The 19,403-nt window shown below is 33.2% G+C and carries 22 protein-coding genes; 11 read left to right on the forward strand and 11 right to left on the reverse strand.

From position 1 onward, the window contains the following. Nucleotides 1–73 precede the first annotated feature (73 nt). Both D778_RS09800 and D778_RS09805 read left to right on the forward strand, forming a co-directional pair. Complete coding sequence (locus D778_RS09800) at nucleotides 74–1,288, forward strand: glycosyltransferase (RefSeq protein WP_007650187.1); 1,215 nt, start codon at nucleotides 74–76, stop codon at nucleotides 1,286–1,288. Between the two features lie 20 nt (nucleotides 1,289–1,308). Further along, on the forward strand, nucleotides 1,309–2,265 hold the full coding sequence (locus tag D778_RS09805) for a WaaS/CpsH family glycosyltransferase (RefSeq protein ID WP_007650188.1): 957 nt from the start codon (nucleotides 1,309–1,311) through the stop codon (nucleotides 2,263–2,265). Here D778_RS09805 and D778_RS09810 read toward each other — a convergent pair. Both D778_RS09810 and D778_RS09815 read right to left on the reverse strand, forming a co-directional pair. Beyond that, nucleotides 2,246–3,352: a glycosyltransferase family 4 protein gene (locus D778_RS09810; RefSeq protein ID WP_040492090.1), complete on the reverse strand. Its 1,107-nt coding sequence runs from the start codon at nucleotides 3,350–3,352 to the stop codon at nucleotides 2,246–2,248. The genes D778_RS09805 and D778_RS09810 overlap by 20 nt on opposite strands. A 5-nt stretch (nucleotides 3,353–3,357) precedes the next feature. Further along, a complete protein-coding gene (locus tag D778_RS09815; protein WP_007650191.1) occupies nucleotides 3,358–4,104 on the reverse strand; it encodes a glycosyltransferase family 2 protein in 747 nt (248 codons plus the stop codon). 97 nt (nucleotides 4,105–4,201) lie between these two features. Between D778_RS09815 and D778_RS09820 the strand changes: the two genes are divergently transcribed. Then, a complete protein-coding gene (locus D778_RS09820) occupies nucleotides 4,202–4,921 on the forward strand; it encodes a polysaccharide deacetylase family protein (RefSeq protein ID WP_040492092.1) in 720 nt (239 codons plus the stop codon). On the opposite strand, the gene D778_RS09825 is transcribed toward D778_RS09820, so the two are convergent. From D778_RS09825 to D778_RS09845, 5 genes are all read right to left on the reverse strand, one after another. Further along, nucleotides 4,922–5,656: a glycosyltransferase family 2 protein gene (locus tag D778_RS09825; protein ID WP_007650196.1), complete on the reverse strand. Its 735-nt coding sequence runs from the start codon at nucleotides 5,654–5,656 to the stop codon at nucleotides 4,922–4,924. It lies immediately after the preceding gene. Between the two features lie 172 nt (nucleotides 5,657–5,828). Next, nucleotides 5,829–6,236 carry a hypothetical protein gene (locus D778_RS09830; RefSeq protein WP_007650198.1) on the reverse strand — a complete coding sequence of 136 codons (408 nt, stop codon included), beginning with the start codon at nucleotides 6,234–6,236 and terminating at the stop codon, nucleotides 5,829–5,831. A gap of 35 nt (nucleotides 6,237–6,271) precedes the next feature. After that, entirely contained in the window at nucleotides 6,272–6,790 is a 519-nt protein-coding gene (locus D778_RS14230; RefSeq protein WP_007650200.1) for a hypothetical protein, read from the reverse strand. Nucleotides 6,791–6,989: 199 nt separating this feature from the next. Further along, on the reverse strand, nucleotides 6,990–7,541 hold the full coding sequence (locus tag D778_RS09840) for an NmrA family NAD(P)-binding protein (RefSeq protein ID WP_162138295.1): 552 nt from the start codon (nucleotides 7,539–7,541) through the stop codon (nucleotides 6,990–6,992). A gap of 374 nt (nucleotides 7,542–7,915) precedes the next feature. After that, nucleotides 7,916–8,854 carry a hypothetical protein gene (locus D778_RS09845; RefSeq protein WP_007650204.1) on the reverse strand — a complete coding sequence of 313 codons (939 nt, stop codon included), beginning with the start codon at nucleotides 8,852–8,854 and terminating at the stop codon, nucleotides 7,916–7,918. 170 nt (nucleotides 8,855–9,024) lie between these two features. On the opposite strand from D778_RS09845, the gene D778_RS09850 reads away from it, so the two are divergent. Beyond that, nucleotides 9,025–9,846, forward strand: a complete 822-nt coding sequence (locus D778_RS09850; protein ID WP_007650206.1) for a glycosyltransferase family 2 protein — start codon at nucleotides 9,025–9,027, stop codon at nucleotides 9,844–9,846. Here D778_RS09850 and D778_RS09855 read toward each other — a convergent pair. Both D778_RS09855 and D778_RS09860 read right to left on the reverse strand, forming a co-directional pair. Next, nucleotides 9,836–10,414: a class I SAM-dependent methyltransferase gene (locus D778_RS09855; RefSeq protein ID WP_007650208.1), complete on the reverse strand. Its 579-nt coding sequence runs from the start codon at nucleotides 10,412–10,414 to the stop codon at nucleotides 9,836–9,838. The genes D778_RS09850 and D778_RS09855 overlap by 11 nt on opposite strands. Continuing rightward, nucleotides 10,415–11,491: a glycosyltransferase family 9 protein gene (locus D778_RS09860; RefSeq protein ID WP_007650210.1), complete on the reverse strand. Its 1,077-nt coding sequence runs from the start codon at nucleotides 11,489–11,491 to the stop codon at nucleotides 10,415–10,417. A 306-nt stretch (nucleotides 11,492–11,797) separates the two neighbouring features. Here D778_RS09860 and D778_RS09865 point away from each other — a divergent pair, with 306 nt between their 5' ends. Next, a complete protein-coding gene (locus D778_RS09865) occupies nucleotides 11,798–12,376 on the forward strand; it encodes a lipopolysaccharide kinase InaA family protein (RefSeq protein ID WP_007650221.1) in 579 nt (192 codons plus the stop codon). A gap of 10 nt (nucleotides 12,377–12,386) precedes the next feature. Here D778_RS09865 and D778_RS09870 read toward each other — a convergent pair whose 3' ends face one another. Further along, entirely contained in the window at nucleotides 12,387–13,202 is an 816-nt protein-coding gene (locus tag D778_RS09870) for a 2,3,4,5-tetrahydropyridine-2,6-dicarboxylate N-succinyltransferase (RefSeq protein ID WP_007650222.1), read from the reverse strand. A 147-nt stretch (nucleotides 13,203–13,349) separates the two neighbouring features. Between D778_RS09870 and ruvX the strand changes: the two genes are divergently transcribed. The 6 genes from ruvX (at nucleotide 13,350) to mazG (ending at nucleotide 17,159) form a co-directional block, all read left to right on the forward strand. Beyond that, complete coding sequence (ruvX, locus tag D778_RS09875; protein WP_007650223.1) at nucleotides 13,350–13,760, forward strand: Holliday junction resolvase RuvX; 411 nt, start codon at nucleotides 13,350–13,352, stop codon at nucleotides 13,758–13,760. 156 nt (nucleotides 13,761–13,916) lie between these two features. Then, on the forward strand, nucleotides 13,917–14,510 hold the full coding sequence (locus D778_RS09880; RefSeq protein ID WP_040492095.1) for a T9SS type A sorting domain-containing protein: 594 nt from the start codon (nucleotides 13,917–13,919) through the stop codon (nucleotides 14,508–14,510). A 341-nt stretch (nucleotides 14,511–14,851) separates the two neighbouring features. Continuing rightward, nucleotides 14,852–15,094: a hypothetical protein gene (locus D778_RS09885; protein WP_007650225.1), complete on the forward strand. Its 243-nt coding sequence runs from the start codon at nucleotides 14,852–14,854 to the stop codon at nucleotides 15,092–15,094. A 111-nt stretch (nucleotides 15,095–15,205) separates the two neighbouring features. Further along, entirely contained in the window at nucleotides 15,206–15,796 is a 591-nt protein-coding gene (gene def, locus D778_RS09890) for a peptide deformylase (RefSeq protein WP_007650226.1), read from the forward strand. 53 nt (nucleotides 15,797–15,849) lie between these two features. Further along, nucleotides 15,850–16,269, forward strand: a complete 420-nt coding sequence (locus D778_RS09895; RefSeq protein ID WP_007650227.1) for a DUF5606 family protein — start codon at nucleotides 15,850–15,852, stop codon at nucleotides 16,267–16,269. Nucleotides 16,270–16,385: 116 nt separating this feature from the next. Further along, on the forward strand, nucleotides 16,386–17,159 hold the full coding sequence (gene mazG, locus D778_RS09900; RefSeq protein ID WP_040492150.1) for a nucleoside triphosphate pyrophosphohydrolase: 774 nt from the start codon (nucleotides 16,386–16,388) through the stop codon (nucleotides 17,157–17,159). A 257-nt stretch (nucleotides 17,160–17,416) separates the two neighbouring features. Here the strand turns inward: mazG and D778_RS09905 are convergent, their stop codons facing one another. Continuing rightward, on the reverse strand, nucleotides 17,417–19,339 hold the full coding sequence (locus tag D778_RS09905; RefSeq protein WP_007650229.1) for a DUF349 domain-containing protein: 1,923 nt from the start codon (nucleotides 19,337–19,339) through the stop codon (nucleotides 17,417–17,419). Nucleotides 19,340–19,403: the final 64 nt, after the last annotated feature.

Below are 19,403 nucleotides of genomic sequence, written 5' to 3' on the forward strand. Positions count from 1 at the left end.
AAACACCAAATAGTTTCAAGTAAATACCTACTTTTGTTTTGTAAATTAATTCCTTGAAGAAATATTTACACCTATGTCAATTTATAAAGACCTCAGATTAAAATATAAAAACCATCAACTTAAAGTTGCCTTAACCAAAGCAAAAAAGGTATTGGATTTTTCTAAAATCCCTTATGCCAACAAAAATGTTTTGATAATAGATTCCATTATTCCAGAATTTGATAAAGATTCTGGTTCCAGGCGTTTGTTTAAGATTATAAATATTTTATTGAGCCATGGTTTTGGTGTTTTTTTAATAGCCGATAAAAAAGAATATAAATACAATACCGATTACGTGGCGCATTACAGGAAATTGGGGGTTGTGGTTTATGAGCCTTCTATTGACCAAACAGGAGCTTTTGTTACAAAAGAGACTTTTATAGAAGCCATTTTGCCTAAAATTGATTTTGCCTGGTTGCATCGAGCAGATGTGTTTAAAACTTACTCACAGTTGGTCTCTTCCAACAAATCCATTAAATTGATTTATGACATGGTTGATTTTCACTATTTGAGATTTATTAGGGAATGGGAAAACACCAAGGATTCCAAAACTAAAATGGAAGCTGAAAAATATCTTGACATTGAGGTTGAAAATTGTAGGTTGGCCAATAAAATCATAACCATTTCGGAACAGGATAAAAACGCCTTAAAGGAATTTTATTCAGAAGAACACAAAATGGTAACCATTGGGAATGTCCATCAATTTCTGGATGTTAAAAAAACACCATTCAAGCATAGGGAAGGCTTGTTTTTTGTAGGAGGGTTTTCCCATAAACCCAACCAGGATGCTGTGCTTTTTTTGTATCACGACATCATGCCATTGGTCTGGAAAAAAAATAAACATATTAAAGTAACCATTGTTGGAAGTTACCCAACCAAAGACATGCTGGACCTCAATTCAGATCGTTTTAAAGTATTGGGTTATGTAGAAGATATTTCAGAGTATTTCAATACATCCAGAGTGTTTGTGGCTCCATTGCGTTATGGTGCAGGAGTAAAAGGTAAAATAGGACAAAGTTTGGAGTATGGTTTGCCATTGGTTACCACACCAATAGGTGCTGAAGGTTTTGATTTTAAAGCACAAGCAGACCATGTTATTGATACTACAGCTCAAGGTTTGGCTAATAAAATTCTTAAATTGTACCAAGATGAAACTGTGTGGGAAGAAGTAAGCGAAGCATCAAAAGAAGTTTTGGAGCCTTTTTCAATTAGCCATATAGAAGAACAGGTCCTTAAAGTTTTAAAATAAGACATATATAAAAACAACCTATGAGGAAAATTACCTTAATCGCTCCAGAATCTTTTGGCTATTTAGATTTTCTTTTAAAAGAATTACAATCCCTTCCAGAAACACAGGCTGTTTTTATTAACTATTCCAATATTAAATACACTTACTCATCTGTATTTGATAAACTTCTTAATCTTTTTAGAAAACTGGTCTTAAAAAAAAACATCAAAGACCTTTATAAATCAAAAGTAGTTTTAAACACAGTAAAATCTAATGGAGTACAAGATTTTATTATAGTTGTTAGGCCAGATAAATTAGAACTGGAAACCGTTATAGCCTTAAAGGCTTATGCTAAAAATTACTATTCCTTTTTTTTTGATGCCATCTCCAATTTTCCTGAAAAAAGTAGTTTAATTCCTTATTTCGATACTGTTTTTAGTTATGAAAAAGAAGATGTTGAAAAATACAACCTTACATTTATAACAAACTTTATTTACGATTTTAATAGTGCGAAGTTTAAAAGCTCTACATGTAAAATATTTAATATTTCATCTTACGACGAGCGTTTTGAAAGCTTGGAAAAAATGGCGTCTTATTTTAAAAGCAAAGAGTTGGACTACACAATCCTAGTTAGAAAAGAAAAGGCTGAAACATCTTCTTTGGTAACCTTTATTCAAGAATATATTCCTTTAACTAAAGTAAAAGAGTATTTACTGGAAGCAGATGTGTTGTTGGATATACAAAAAGAAAACCAATATGGTCTTAGCTTTAGGGTTTTTGAATCTTTGGGTTATAAGAAAAAATTAATTACAACCAATGCGGATATTGTTCACTACGATTTTTATAATCCTAACAACATAGCAGTTGTAGATGTCCATAACATTCAAATTCCAGATGCTTTCTTTAAAACGCCCTATGAGGAAATACCCAAAGATGTTTTGTATAAATACACCTTGGCAGGTTGGATAGAAAATGTTTTTAACTTGAAGTCTGTTTAAGAACTTCCTGTAGTTCTTTCTGCATTTTTTCTGCTATGATTTCTTTTGTAAAGTGAGCCAATAAATGCTTTTCGCCTTGAAGCACAAGTTGCTCTCTTAAGTTTTTGTCTTCCAATATTTTAAGGGTTGCTTCGGCAAAGGCATTGGCATTTTCTTTTTCGCATAAAATTCCTGTTTTCCCATCTGCAACTACTTCAGGAATCCCTCCGTAATTTGTTGCTACAACAGGCACATGGCAATTGTAGGCTTCCAACAAAACACCTCCTGTTGGTTCCAATTTGGAAGTGAACATAAAAACATCAAATTCTGGGAAAATTTCGGGAATGTCTTTCCTGAAACCAGTAAAAATAAAGTCGTTTTCAAGACCTAATTCCTTTACATAGGCTTTAATCTCGTTTTCCAATTCGCCTTTACCTACAAGAACAAATTTAACATTTGGTTTCTTGGATTTTATAATTTTTGCTGCATTCACAAAGGTGTAATGGTCCTTAAAAGGTACAAAAGCTGATATATTTCCTATTAAAACGGTATCCTCAGGTAATTGAAATTCACGATGTAGTAAGCCTGTGGCTTCTTTTTTAGGAAATTCACTGATGTCTGTGGCGCTTCCAACAATACTCAATCTGGAATGATCTTTTATGGCTGGTTTTAAAACATCAATCACTGCTTGAGAGACACAAACCAATTTTTTAAGGTGTTTGTAATTGTATTTCCATTTTCTAAGTGGGTTGGTGTCTACTTTTTTAATTAAAGTCCTAAAAAATACCATGGGAATTTTAGATCGATACAGCAACGAATGCATGATGCAAAGGGTGTGCGCTTTGCTGTTATGTATCAAAATAATATCTATTTCATGCTCTTTTACAATCTTGTTTATGGTACTAACCCAAAGCTTTTTGGCTTTAGAATGATATGGCAAACTGTAAAAATTGTAATTTTTTTCTTCAGCAATTTCTGCCAGACGTGTATTGGTGGGGCAAAGCAAAACCTGATGTTCAATTTTTGGATTGAATTCATCATAATAATACACTATTTGCTGTTCGTGTCCTCTCCAGACATTTGATGCTGTAATTTGTAAGAGTCTCATAAAAATCAATCTATTTTTCTATACATCAACCAAAGCTGAATATAACGTTTAAACACCGAAAAGGCATTGATGTATGCTAATATAAAACCTTCTTTGCCATCTAAAATTCCTAATCTTAAAAAATATTGGTGCATAAACCTGTACCAAGGCCTAAACAGGAAATGGTACAAGTTAGGGCGTAGGTTTTTTTGGAACAATTGCTGGGCCTGCAATTTGCTATATTGACTTAATTTCTGATTGTAAGCATCAAACCCTTTGTAGGTGTTATGATCTGAGGTGTTTTTTAAAAGCCCTACTTTTTCTGAAGTTTCAATGGTTTCGTGAACAGCGTTTCCATTGTATTTACAATAATCTTTATGAAACAATCTAATTACTTCATCTGTTTGAAACCCACTATACTTTAAGCTTTTACCCATAAAAATAAAATTGCGCTTTACTTTATAGGCTTTTAAGGGGTTTTTGGAATTTACCTTGGAAACTATCTCATTGGCAAGAGCATCGGAGATTTTTTCGTCTAAATCAAAGAACACAATCCAATCGTTTTTGGCAAGTGAAATGGCATGGTTTTTTTGATTGGAAAAATTATCAAATGGCCTTTGTACCACTGTGACATTGTGTTTTTTGGCTAAAGCTACTGTATTGTCAGTACTAAAAGAGTCCACTATAACAATTTCATCAGCAAAAGACAAGCTTTCAATGTAACTTTCAATGTTAGATTCTTCGTTGTAGGTTATAGCTAAAGCGCTTATCATTTATAAAATTTCAGATTTATCAAATATATTGCTCATGGCTTTATATATTTGTGTCAAAAGTAATCAAAATATAAAGATTTTCCATTTTAAATAAGCCATGCCAAAACTTCCCATATTAATGTATCATAGCGTGAGCAGGAATCTTCAAGAAAGTCATGGCTTAACTATTGCAATTTCAAAACTGGAGGAGCAATTTGCTTACTTAAAAGAAAACGGTTACCAGTCGCTTCATTTTAAAGAACTTCAAAATATAAAAGGCCCTAAACAGTTTCCTGAAAAAGCCATCATTATCACATTTGACGATGTGTATGTGAACCAGTTGGAATTGGCTTATCCTTTGCTTAAAAAGTATGGTTTGAAAGCTTGTTTTTATGTGCCTTTAAAATATGTAAACAAAACAGATATATGGAACACAAACAAAGAACCTATTATGTCTGTTTCGCAATTACAATCTTTAGATTCTGATGTTGTTGAGCTAGGGCTGCACAGTTTTGCCCATAACAATTACAGCCAAATGACTGCTGAAGAGATTCAAGCAGATTTTGATTTGAGCAAAGACTTTATACTTAAAAATAACTTGGAAATACACAATACCTTGGCTTATCCTTATGGAAAGTATCCAAGGAAAGGGGAAGCCAAAACACGGTTTTTTAATTTATTGCACCAAAATAAGATAGCCTATGGTTTACGGATAGGGAATAGGGTAAATGCTTTTCCTTTTAAAAACAATTACGAAATTCAGCGATTGGATATTAAAGGAGAGGATAGTTTGACCACTTTTAAACGGAAAATAAAATATGGTAAGCTATGGTTTTGATTATTTCATGCCTTTTTGGAGAAGAATGAGTTTCACATAACGTGAAAATACACCATACGCATTAATGCTGGCAACTGCCAAACCAGGAATGCCATCCCTAAAACCACCACGTAAAATATAACTGCTAAAAAAACGGTAAAAAGGCTTAAAGGCTAAGTGAAAATATGTGGCTTTTTTGCCTTTGTTTAAAAGTTGTTTTGCTTGAAACCATGCATAACTGTCTTTTTTGCTAATATAATGCATCAAGCCTTTGTAGGTAAAATGTAAAACAGGGTTTTTAAGCTTGCCAATGCTTCCGTCTACAATCAGTTTTTCGTGAACGGAACCTTCAAATCGGCATTTTTCCCTAAGGACCAAACGGGTCACATTATCACTATGATGGTACAAAAACCTATTCATGTAAAAATGTGGAAAATTAAGCTTGTAGCCAGCATGCTTTCCAGTTTCCATGGCTTGAAGGATTTCTTGTTTTAACTTGTAGGTAATGCGTTCGTCACCATCAATAAATAAAACCCAATTTCCTGTTGCGTATTGCAGCGCATGATTTTTCTGATTGGAAAAATTATCGAATTTTCTGTGTAACACCTTACAACCAAAAGTTTCAGCTATTTCCACTGTCTTGTCTGTGCTTAAGGAGTCTATCACAATAATTTCATCTGCAAAAGAAACCGAACGAAGCGCATTTTTTAAATAGGCTTCTTCGTTGAAGGTAGGAATGATGACAGATAGTTTCATCTATTTTTGATTTATCAGGAACCTTTTAATTAGATATTCAATTGTTTGGTTAGGTATTGAACCTTGTTAGTCTAATACCCATTATGGGTTTTCATGGCAAACAATGCCTCAAAATTACAATTTTAAATTGAAGTTTAATAGTTGTTTTTATTGCTAATGGTTAAGATGCAATTTATTTAATAGCTAACTTTCCTCCAATCCAAGCCATGGGAATGTATGCAACAACAATGTCTAAGATGGAAAACCAAGTAGGAGAAGGCAACATTATGACACTAGTTATACCACCAATTAAGAAAAAGACACCAATAACCATTGCAAAAGTCATTTTTCGGGTGGTTGCAATTTTTGAAGCAATAAAGGCTCCAACCAGAGTTCCTAAAGCATGTGCCAGAAATGGAAATATAAAATGTTTGGGTTGGAACAAGTGCATGGATTCTTTTAATCCTTCCATGGTGGTGTTATCAACTCCTTCTGGAGGAGGAATTATAGAACCGCTTATGGTAATGAGTCCCATATTGACAATGCTACCAATAACCAATCCTGCAACGACTGCTAAAATGTTTTTTACTGTTGAGTTCATGCTGAGAGCATTTTAAGTAAGACAAGTTAGTTTTTTTATTTTAAATCTAATAATTCTTTAATCATTTTTGGAACTTCTTTTTCTGGTGTTGGGAAATTATGAAGTTCTTTGTTTTTGTATATATTGTAAGTTGATTTTGCAATGATACTATCTCCTTCGGGTGAAATAAAAACAATTTCAAGTTTGTCCAATATTTTTTTAAAATCCCATCTCCATGTATCATTATATGTAACAATTAAATCAAAATTTTCTGGAGAATCCCCTTTTTTTCCAATCAATGCTTGAATTCCGTGTTTTTCTAATTCTTGTTTTATAATGGTGTCTGTGTTTCCTATAACGTCATTGGTTTCAGAAGATTCATCTATTGGAGCAACGTAGCCATAAGGCTTAAAACTTCCGAATTTGAACTTTATATATTGAGAGTTATCACTTGAAATAATATAAGCTCTTTTAAATTTTGAATTGGATTGGTTTGAATAGGTAGTTGTTTTAATTGTACCACCACAATTAAGTAACAAAAGAAAGGTAGCTAAGTAGGTTATTTTTTTAATCATTTTGGTTTTAGTTTAAACAATAAAAATTGAATGTTCAAATTTAAAAGAATTTAATTGGATTTAACTTGAAAAGTATATTGTTGCAACTAAGGTTATTAACTGTATTTTATAATATAGTTTAGGTTTCAAATCCTAGTTTGTACATGGTTTTTTAGTCTGCTAATTTGTTGTTTTGGCTTAAATTGGCTCGTTTGTTATTTTACCCATTGAATATTGTTTTTTCACGTTCAATAAAATCTTTTAACAACGTAGGTTGTTTGCCTGTAATATCTTTAAAATTTGTTGTAATGTTTGGAGCTTTTTCAATTCTAGGCAAAAAATGAAGCATGGTCATTACCAATGCGAACGGTTTTTCCAATCCTTCTTTTCTTTTTTTGAAATAAAAACGAATGGGATTGATGCTTTTATATTGAATTTTTATTCCAGTGATGTTAGTTATTAATGTTGCAATGTCATAAAAATTTTTGTTTTCGCTTCCTGTAATTTCGTAAGCCTTGTTTTTATACTTATCAAAATCCTCAATTAAAAAGGCAATTGCCTCGGCAATATTTTTTACATCAATCCAATTAAATACCCCTTTTCCAGAAGGCAATGTAATGCTTTGATGTTCTTTAATCTCGGGAAGCAGTGCAGTGGTTAGGTTTTGCATAAAATAACTTGGTCTTACAAAAATGTAATTAAAGCCAAGTGTTTTTATGAGGTTTTCTATTCTATGGTGAGGAATAATTTTGCTCTTTTCTGCTCCTTGCACAGAAAGGAAAACAATTTTTTTTGATATTGTTTTCTTTGGCAGATTGTAAAAGTGGATTAAAATAAGTCTCAACCTCTGAAATATGTGGAGGTCTTAACAGGAATAAAACATCAATATTTTTAAAAGCAGAATTACAATAAACCGTGTTTTTAAAATCGAAGGCTCTATATTCCAGAGCAGGATAGTTTTTAAAGTGGATTTTAGCTGTTTTAATATTTCTAACAGCAACAATTATTTTGGAATTAGTGCTTGTTTGAACCAGATAAGGAATGATCTCGCGACCTATATTGTCTGTAGCTCCTGTTATTTAGATGTGTTTCATTCCAATTTAAGGATTAAAAAAAATTTTAGCTCATTAATTTTGCAATGTGTTCTCAATTTTTTCCAGTTATTTCTTTTCCTATACGGAAGTAATTTTCTTTTATGGTTTCTGGCATGTTCCTGGCTCCAATTGATTCTGGGTTATCAAATCCGCTAGGCCAAAAATAACCCAGTATGGCAATTGTTTTGGGTTCGGATTTTGCCAGGTCATAATAACTATTGGCAACTTTATCCATGTCGTTCAATGCAATTCCTCCATAATCTCCGTGAAAGTCACTTATATAATGGGTATCCATAATAAGTACCAGCTTCTGTTCTGAAGTGGTAAATTTGGATTTTAAAGTGTTCAATTCGTTTAAATATAAAACATCAGTTTTTGGATCTTCTACAAAATAGTGATCAAAACCAATCCAATCTACGGAATTTGGCACTTTAAGGAGATCGATTATTGGATAAGCCTCAACTATCATTATTGGGATATCTGGTATTGTCAATTTTACATAATCGGTTGCCAATTTTAATTCTGAATACGATATGCCGTTCCAAGTTGGTTCTTCTCCAATATAAAATGATTGAATGAACTCCTGGTTGTCTTGTAAATTATTCGCGTTTATAAATTCGTCCCATCGTGATTGATAATCTGGTCTTAAGCCATATTCGGATCCAGAAGGGCTGGAAGTGCCAATCCATTCAAAAAATAGTTCCGACACATGTAAAATACTTTTAACTTGTAAATGGTTCATTTCTGTCATTCTAGCAACAATGTTGTCTGAAGGGTTCACAACCAAAATATCAGCAACATTTGAAAATCCAAACACTTCATCTATATAATTCGTTTTTTGTTCATTATCGGTTGGGTCATCCCAAAAAGTATCAATTAATGTAAAGCCAAAATATTTTATATGAGAAGAAGGGACAAGCTTGTCAACTTGATTATCCTTATGGCAAGAAATCAATATAAACAGAGCAAATATCCATTTTAATTTTTTCATTTGTGAATTTTTTAAAGTGGGCAACAGTAAATTAGGTGTGACTTCAGGTTGTGCAATTAAAAAGCTGTCTATTCAAATATAACAGTTTTTAATTCTAATCAATCCTTTTTAAACTCATAAAACTAATACCTGAAATATGCTTATCTTTGCGCTGCATAAACAACAAATTAATGAGCGAGATTGCTATTTCTGTAATAATTAGTACCTATAATTCCCCAGAGTGGTTGGCAAAAGTGTTGCATGGATATAACAATCAAACGTATCAAAACTTCGAGGTTGTTATTGCAGATGACGGTTCTAAACAAGAAACCATAGACCTTATTGAAGCCTTTAAAAAAGAAGTGTTTTACCCCATAACCCATGTATGGCATGAAGACAATGGGTTTCAAAAATCACAAATTTTAAATAAGGCCATTGTAAATTGTCAGGCTGAGTATATTTTAATGTCTGATGGCGATTGTATTCCAAGGGAAGATTTTGTAGAGGTGCATATTAAGGAGAGGGAAATAGGTTATTTTTTATCTGGTGGTTATTTTATGCTGCCTATGGACATTTCTAAAGCCATTACTAAAGAATCTATTATGAATGGAGATTGTTTTAATGTAGCATGGTTGAAATTCCATGGCTTAAAGCCGTCTTTTAAAAACAACAAATTAACAGCAAAAGGGTTTAAGTCTTGGTTTTTAAACGCCATAACACCAACAAACGCGAGTTGGAATGGTCATAATGCCTCAGGATGGAAAAAAGATATTGTGGCCATAAATGGTTTTGATGAGCGCATGCAATATGGTGGACAAGACAGGGAATTGGGAGAGCGTTTAATGAATTTGGGCATCAAGGGAAAACAAATTCGCTATAGTGCTGTTTGTATTCATTTAGATCATCCACGTGGTTACAAAAACCAGGAATCCATCAATAAAAATTTGGCCATTAGGAAGACTACAAAGACTGAAAAGCGAGTATGGACCAATTTTGGGATTGTTAAGAAGTAATGGTTTTATAAGCACCAATTTTCCAATAGGTCTTTTCCTCTTCAGTTGTTACAACTTTAAAATCGATACATTGTAAGTTTTTAAAATACTCCCAGCAACTTGTTCCTTCCCTGTAAATGGAAACTATAAGTATACCATTTTCTTCTAACTGATTTAACATGCGTTGTAGGACATGTTCTTTTTGTGAATTATGGATATAATAAAAGACTTCGTTGAAAATAATGATATCAAATTTTCTGCTAGGTTTATAACTATGAATGTCGGCCGACATAAACTCTGAATGAGGAAACTGCTTGATTTTGGCTTTTTCTATAGAAACTTTGGAAAAATCCACTCCTAAAAAATACTGGTAAGAATTCGCTGCCAGATATTCGTTTAAAACCCCTTCACCAGAACCCAAGTCCAAAATACTTGGTTGCTTTTTGCCATAAGTATCTATAAACTCTTTAATGGTATGATATCGCGTTGCTTCAATGGGTTTTTTTAAACTATCCCAACGACCTTGTTTGTATTGTCTGTTCCAACGTTGTTTCCTTCGCCAATTATTAAATTTATCTAGAATAGTCATTCATGTTTGGTTTTTTAAATTTATTGATAAAAACTGTTCTAGTTTGGGTATAATAAGTTCAGGTGTTAATTGTTTGTACATAAAGCTTGGGTCTGCTTCAATTTTCCGTCTGTTTTCAACGCTGTTTTCGTTATATAATTCTGGTTTTTCTTCCATTAAGTGAATGGATGCGTGTTTTTTGCCATCTTCAAAACTGGCCCAATGATCTTTCATCACATAAGGAGAGAAAATGGTGAACGTAGGCTTGTTTAAGGCTTTTGCTATATGTACTATACCACCTTCGTTTCCAACCAGCAACTCACATGTATTCATGAGTTTAATAAAACCACGAATACTGTCTTCATAAATATCTATAATGATGTTGTCTTTGTTTTTACAGGATTCATAAATACTAAGCGCATCTTCTTTTTGGTTAGGAGCATAGTTAAAAAGCACATTCACCTGATACTTTTCAGTAATAAAATCTACCAGTTGTACGATGTATTCATAAGGCATGGATTTTTGAGGTGTGCTCCCTAAAACCCCTAGCATAATTGCAGGTTTGTTGTAGGCATCCAGTTTGTTGTATTGTTTTTCTTCTTCGGTTAAAACAATTTTTGGCTCAAAATCTATTTGCTGTTCTGGTAGATTGAAAACAGAAGTCACCATATTGACCCTGTCTTCTATGGCTTTGCCACATATGTTTGATTTTTCTTCCAATAACGGCACATGGTGTGTGTAAAATTTAAGTATGGGATTTTTGCCTCTTTTTTGAAAACCAATCCTTATTGGCGCTTTGGAAAAAAAACAAATAAGTCGGCTTTGTAGTTTGGAATAAGGATCGAAAATAATATCGTACTTTCTGTTTTTTACGGTTTGGATGAGCTGTTTTAAATTGCCAAGTTTTTTTAATTCTTTGTCGTTTACTTCAATAATGTGGTCTATGGCAGGATTGTTTTCAATTACACCTACTGTATAGTCGTATACCAAAAAATCTATAACACTATCTGGATAGATTTTTTTCATGTTTTGTGCAATTACAGACGCTATTAAAACATCTCCTATACGTTTGTTTTGTATGACAAGTATTTTTTTCATGGCGCTTCCCCAGCAAAGAGGGAATTTATAATTAAAACTTAATTACCTGCAAAGTATTATATTTTCTACTTTTATTAAAATATCAATTAACATATCTTTGAGAAAATTCTTAATACGGATATAATTATACACATTCACCCAAAATACCAACATTTAAGTAAAGCTTTACAAGCTGTTGTTACAGATTTTGAAACCTCCGGAAAAGAGATAACCGTAGGTCAAAGAAACGTTATCAAACAGTTTGAAGCAGGTGGAGAGTCCATTAATGTCAAGTCGTTTAAAATACCAAATGGTTTTAATGGTTTTGTGTACAAATACCTTAGGAAATCGAAAGCCAAGCGCTCTTTTGAATATGCCAATAAGCTGATGGCTTGCAATATTTTAACACCTTTTCCCATTGCTTATGTAGAAAACACCAATGTGTTTGGTCTTAAAACCAGTTATTATATAAGCAAGCAGGTTGATTACGATTTTGATTTTAGGGAATTAATTCACAAGCCTTTATTTCCCAACAGAAAAAGGATTCTGCAACAGTTTACGGAATTCACCTTTCAGTTACACGAAAACAACATCAATTTTTTAGACCATTCTCCTGGGAACACTTTAATTGTTGAAAAACCTGATAATCGTTACGATTTTTATTTAATCGATTTAAACAGGATGCGTTTTGAAACCATGGATTTTAATAAACGCATGCATAATTTCAGACGTTTATGGTTGTCTAAAACCATGATAAAAATTATGTCTGAAACCTATTCAAAGTTATACCATAAAACAAGTGAGGAAACCTATGCTTTGATGTTAAAACACAGTCGGGCTTTTCAAAAGAAAATAAATTCCAAAAAACTACGTCGTTCAGGAAGAAAGATGAGGTTTAAATCATAAAAAAGTGAGCTTACACAGCTACACCATACTCACGTAAGGCATCGTTTAAAGAGGTCTTTTTGTTGGTACTTTCTTTACGTTTTCCAATAATCAAGGCGCAAGGCACTTGAAACTCTCCTGCCTTGAACTTTTTAGTGTAGCTTCCGGGAATTACTACAGATCTTGCTGGAATAACACCTTTGGTTTCCACTGGTTCATCTCCAGTAACATCTATAATTTTTGTACTCATGGTTAAAACCACATTGGCGCCTAAAACGGCCTCTTCTTCCACTTTTACACCTTCAACCACAATACAGCGCGACCCTATAAATGCACCATCTTCAATAATTACAGGAGCCGCTTGCAAAGGCTCCAAAACACCACCAATACCAACACCACCAGAAAGATGGACGTTTTTGCCAATTTGTGCACAACTTCCAACAGTTGCCCAAGTGTCTACCATGGTACCTTCATCTACATAAGCACCAATATTTACATAACTTGGCATCATGATCACACCTTTTGAAATGTAAGCACCATGTCTTGCTACAGCATGAGGTACCACACGAATGCCTTTGTCTGCATAACCGGTTTTTAAAGGGATTTTATCATGATACTCAAAAATACCCACTTCAAAAGTTTCCATTTTTTGTATTGGAAAATACAATACCACAGCTTTTTTTACCCATTCGTTTACTTGCCAACCTTTACTTGTAGGTTCGGCAACCCTTAGAGTGCCTTCATCCAAAAGGTCTATAACACTTCTTATGCTGTCTATGGTTATTTTATCGGTTAACAAGCTTCGGTCATTCCAAGCATTTTCTATTATTTGCTGTAGTTGTTTCATAATTGTTTTAATAGTGTTTTCGCAAAGATAATCCTATAATTGAAATCTCTAAAGTTATTCAAATAAAAACCCATTTAGAAGCCTACAGAAAACCACGAATTAAAAAGAGTTGGCTTGTCATGTCTTTTTAAATGTTAACTTTGTCTCATGGGAAGAATTTTGGCCATAGATTTTGGGAAAGTGAAAACAGGAATAGCTGTTACAGATGAATTGCAACTTATTGCATCTGGTCTTGAAACAGTTGCCACAAAAGATTTGATTACCTTTTTAAAAAACTACACAGCTACAGAACAAGTGGAGTTATTTGTAGTAGGTGAGCCCAAACAAATGAATAATGAACCTTCTGAAAGTGAGGCTCTCATCATTCCGTTTCTTGAAAAATTAACAAAAGCGTTCCCTAAAATTCCAATTGAAAGAGTTGATGAAAGATTTACTTCAAAAATGGCTTTTCAAACCATGATAGATAGTGGTTTGTCGAAAAAGAAACGTAAAAATAAAGCTCTGTTAGATGAGATAAGTGCTACCTTAATCCTTCAAAGTTACCTGTATTCCAAATAAAAACAGCCTTAAACCTCCTTTAAACAGTGCATTTTACCGATTATATTTGCAGGTTTATTCAATTTGTCGTTATTTAATTTCAGTTTAACTAAATCTTTTAATTCACATTTATCGCAAGTATATATTTGCTTCATAATAATCCCAATTACGAAACTTATGAAACATTACTACTTATTTTTATTGACGGCATTGACTGTGTTTGGTTTTAACCAGGCCAATGCACAATTTTGTCCTCCAACTGGTTTTACAAACGGATCATCCTTGTACTTTTTTTACAGTCCTAGTGGACCAACATGTGGTGAAAGACCAACAACGGTTATGGTTGGAACCAGTGAATTCAATTTGATGGTTTGTGAAAGCGCTTATGCCATTTACGATTTAACCTCTGGAAGCCCTATAGCAAATATCAATTATTTTGTGGCCGATTTTGGCGTGGGAACCTGTGAGTATACCAATGGCGATTTAACACAGGAAACCTTATCCATTGGCGAAGTGGACCAAGTGGTGAAATCCACGAAGGTTTTTCCTAATCCGTTGGTCTCCAGCAACAGCATTCATTTGATGTTTGGTTCCTATTTAAGTGGAACAGCGAGTATGTACGATATTACTGGTAAAAAAGTACTTAGCTTGAATATAGATAATGTAAGCCGAAAGGAAATAAACGCATCTGCGTTAACTAATGGTGTTTACTTGCTTAAAATAGAAGCAGGATCTTCTACCATAACCAAGAAAGTGATTATAATGAAATAACAGCTTTAAGCTTTTTTAAATAGAAACTCCTTTTCAATTGAAAAGGAGTTTTTTTATGTCCATCAGTTTAATTTCAAATAGACTGAAAATATTAAAAAAAACAAGTATTGCATACCAATGGAAAATCTCTTAGGAACATGTTTTTAAGCTGTTTGCCAATTTGTTGCGAGTATTGATTTATCGATAAAAAACCAATTGTAAAGGTTTATGGGCAGTACGTTTGTCGATGAAACACATGCCTTTATCATATCATCGATTATACGTTGGCTTTCAACAAATTTATTCTTTTTATACCGTTTGTCGAATATATATTTGTCCTGTCACAAGAAAACAATTACGACATGAAACCATTTTTGATTTTAATTTTTGTAGCCCTTTTAAGTACATTTAATAGTCATGCACAAAACCAAGTTGAGACACAACCTGTTATAACAGAAGTTGTTTTGAATGCAGCTACTGTTCATGAGGATGATGCAAACAATGTTGCTGCAAAAAAGAAAGATATCTTAAATGCGAAAATCAATTCCAAATTAAAAGGCGAAGTAGATCTGTTCTTTATTGCCGATAAAAGCAAAATGTGCTAATATTCTTTTTATAAATTCGAGGTTAAAACTCCTTTTCAATTGAAAAGGAGTTTTTTTATATATCTAAATTAAAGATTGTATTTTTGCAGTGAATTTTTCAAAAAACATAAAATGATATTACCTATTGTAGCCTATGGCGATCCTGTGTTAAAGAAATTGGGAGAAGAGATCAACAAAGATTATCCAAACCTAAAGGAGCTTATAGATAACATGTACGAAACCATGGATGGTGCTTATGGTGTTGGATTGGCTGCACCACAAATTGGGCTGCCAATAAGGTTGTTTATTGTTGACACCTCTCCTTTTGCTGAAGACGAAGCTTTGTCTCCAGAAGAACAAAAAGAACTAAAAGCTTTTAAGCGTACCTTTATAAACGCACAAATAATAAATGAAGAAGGTGATGAATGGGCTTTTAATGAAGGTTGTTTAAGCATTCCAGACGTGAGGGAAGATGTTTTTAGAAAACCTACCATCACCATCACATATGTTGATGAAAACTTTGAAAAACATACCGAAACCTTTACAGGATTAATTGCTAGGGTTATTCAGCATGAATACGATCATATAGAAGGGATTTTGTTTACAGATAAACTATCCACCTTAAAAAAACGTTTAATAAAAGGAAAACTGGCCAACATTTCCAAAGGAAAAATTAGTGTGGATTACAGAATGCGTTTTCCTAACCAAAAAAAGAAACGATAATATTTGTTTTAATATATCAAACGTAGCATATTTGCGCTCCTTAAAAAGTAATTATGAGTTTAGAAAAAGTATTAGCCATTTCGGGAAAACCAGGATTGTATAAGTTAATTACACAAACACGTGGTGGATTTATTGCAGAATCTTTATTGGATAAAAAAAGACTATCTGTAAACATTCATCAAAACGTAAGCGTGTTAAGTGAAATCGCTATCTATACCTTAACCGAAGAAGTGCCTTTACGCGAGGTTTTTAAAAAGATTAAAGAAAAAGAAAACGGAAACCAAACACCAATCAATCATAAAGATAGTAAAGAGGCTTTGGAAGAATATTTCTTTGAAGTTTTGCCAGATTATGACGAAGATCGCGTGTATGCAAGCGATATCAAAAAAGTGGTGCAATGGTATAATTTACTTCATAAACACGATATGTTGGACTTTGAGGTAGATGAAACTGTTTCCAACGAAGAAGAATAATAAGCATATACCAATTTTAAATCACAATTAAAAATCTAGCCATCATGCTGGATTTTTTTGTTTTTGCAAATCCAGTAAATCCCTTTAAATATTGTAATTTTATCAAAACATCACACATGAACTCCAGAGAAGACCAACTAAAAGCTTTCGATCGTTTATTGACCATCATGGACGAATTAAGGGAACAATGTCCTTGGGACCGGAAACAAACCATGCAAAGTTTAAGACACCTTACCATTGAAGAAACATATGAGCTTGGGGATGCCATTCTGGACAACGATTTAAACGAAGTAAAAAAAGAACTTGGTGATGTCCTCTTGCATATAGTGTTTTACTCTAAAATAGGAAGTGAAACCAAGCATTTTGATATTGCAGATGTTTGTAACACTATTTGCGACAAATTAATTGACAGACATCCACATATATATAGTGATGTTGTGGTTGAAGATGAAGAGGACGTTAAGCGTAATTGGGAAAAATTAAAGCTGAAGGAAGGCAAAACCAGCGTATTGGAAGGAGTTCCAAAGAGTTTGCCTGCTCTGGTAAAGGCCAACAGAATTCAAGATAAAGTGGCTGGCGTAGGTTTTGATTGGGAACAGTCAAACCAAGTTTGGGAAAAAGTAGAGGAGGAGCTAAATGAGTTTAAGCAGGAGGTCCAAAAAGGTGATAAAGAAGCCATGGAAAATGAATTTGGAGATGTGTTGTTTTCTATGGTAAATTATGCCAGGTTTTTAAAAATCAATCCTGAAAATGCTCTGGAACGAACCAATAAAAAGTTTTCAAAACGGTTTCAATATCTAGAAGCGAAAGCAAAGACTTTAAAAAAAGATTTAAAAGACATGACCTTATCTGAAATGGATGTATTTTGGGAAGAAGCTAAAAAAAAGTAATAAATTTTAAATCTTGTAATCCAAAATAACATCCTGTGCGTATATATAGTAATTGAATGGCACTTATATATCATAAGTAGTAGATTAATAGCTTAAATTCTTACCTTTTAAAGGTCATTCAAAAAAATAAGTAGGTTATTTTTTAGTTGGGAAAAAAATAACTGTTTAGTTAGTTTAGTTAGATTAAATCCTATTTGCCAAATAAGTTTTCTTATTTTGAACAAATAGGATTTAATGTTTTTAGTTGCCTTATAGATTTAATATAATTCTTTGATTTTGCTCAATTTGGTTTTCCAAAGTGCTAAAGTGTCTTTGTGTTTTTGAATGTTGTCTATCACTTCCTTTACCAACGGATTGCTTTCATCAACATTAGTGAAAAACTGTAAATTGTTTTCCAATTGATTGATTTCGCTTTTTACTTCCTTGATCTTTTTGCTTATAAAAGAGCGTTCGTTATCCAAGTGTCTAGTGTCTTCAGCATTGTTTAAAACTTCCAGTTTGTTGTCGAATTTAATAAGTTCGGCTTCTGTCTTGTTTAGTTTTAAACTTTTAAAATAGCTATCCAAGGTTTTGTTTAGTTTCCCTTCAATATATCTTTTGCTGGAAGGAACATTGCCAATGGATTTCCATTTGTCTATATGCGTTTTTATGGTCTCCAAATCGGTTTCTTTGTTTCCGGAAAGTTCCAGGTTTTTTATCTCTTCCAGTAGTTTCACTTTAGCTTCATAAGCTTCAAACTCTTCTTTGTTGGCTTCGTTTTTGGCTGCATGTAGCTTGTCGAAATAATGGTTGCAAGCTGTTTTAAATTGGTTCCAGATTTTATCGCTGTTTTTTCTGGGAACATGACCTATTTTTTTCCAGTCGCTTTGAATTTTCTTCATTAATGGAGTGGTAGCCTCAAAGTCGTCACAGTCTTTATTGTCTTCAGCGATTTTTATGAGATCTAATTTCTTCTGAAGGTTTTCGTACTGGTCTTTTTTAAGGTTTTTATAATAGGCGTTTTTCTTTTTGTTGAAATTTCTAACAGCTGTTTTAAAGGCAGCCCATGTGGCTTCGTTAACCTTGATAGGAACTTTTCCTGCACCAAAAAACTCGTTGCGTAAGGCTTCAACTTCCTTGATTTTTTTCTGCCATTCGTTATGTGTTTTTGCGCCTTTTTCTGCAAGAACTTTAATATTCTCTATAATGGCCTGTTTGGTCTCTAGGTTTTTTTCGTATTCCTTGTCCAGTTGTTCAAAGTACACCTGACGCTTGTCGTGAATTTTTTTTGTGGCAGCTTTAAAGCGTTTCCATATGTCTTCCCTATATTCTTTATCTACAGGACCAAGCTCTTCTTTCCACATTTTATGTAAAACTTGCAATTCCCTAAAGGCCCTATTTAAATCGTTGTCTTGAGCCAACTCTTCGGCACGCTCAATAATTTTTAGTTTTTGCTCCAGATTATGCTTAAAATCCAAATCCCTTAAATCGCGATTTAAATGAAGGAAATCGTAAAAAATTTCTACATGATGATGGTAACTGTTCCAAGCATTGTTGTATTTGTCTCTAGGGATTGGTCCAGCATTTCGCCACCTTTCCTGCAAATCTTTAAAATGTTTGTAGGTGGTGTTTATGTTTTCCTCAACGTTAATAAGGCCTTTAATCTCTTCAATAATCTCCAATCTTTCAGCTAAATTGTCCTTAAGGCTTTTTTCCAAACTTTTATAGTGTGCATTAAGTTTGGTTCGGTATTCTTTTATAGTGTCTTTGTATCTTTTTTGAATAGGGTTGGAGTAGAAAAAATCTATTTCGTTACCACCATCGTTTAAGAATTCTTCCTTTTTTTCTTCTAAAAGTGTGCTGAATTTTGATTTGAATTCACTTCTAATGTCTTCTACATGAGATTTTATAGCTTGAACCTTATGGGTTTTTACAAGCTGTTCCAATTCGTCTGCAAGCTCTTCCAAAGACATTTTATCATAGTCCTTTTTAACTATGGAATGTCTATCTGCACTTCCTTCATCTTCAGCATCTTCAGCGTTGGATTCCTCTATTTCAGAAATTACCTTATCATCGTTTTCTGGGTCTTCGTGTTTGTCTGTAATTTCTTGTGTTGTTGTTTTAGAATCTTTCGGGTTTGCTGTTGAAACTGTTGATTCTTTCTTTCCATCTGCTTCTTGCAGGTTATCTTGCTCTGACATTTTTGTAAAATGTTTGGTTCGTAAAAAAATACTCTAGCGTTAAAGATAATAACAACTGCAATAT

This window comes from Xanthomarina gelatinilytica, from assembly GCF_000348685.1.
GTDB lineage: Bacteria > Bacteroidota > Bacteroidia > Flavobacteriales > Flavobacteriaceae > Xanthomarina > Xanthomarina gelatinilytica.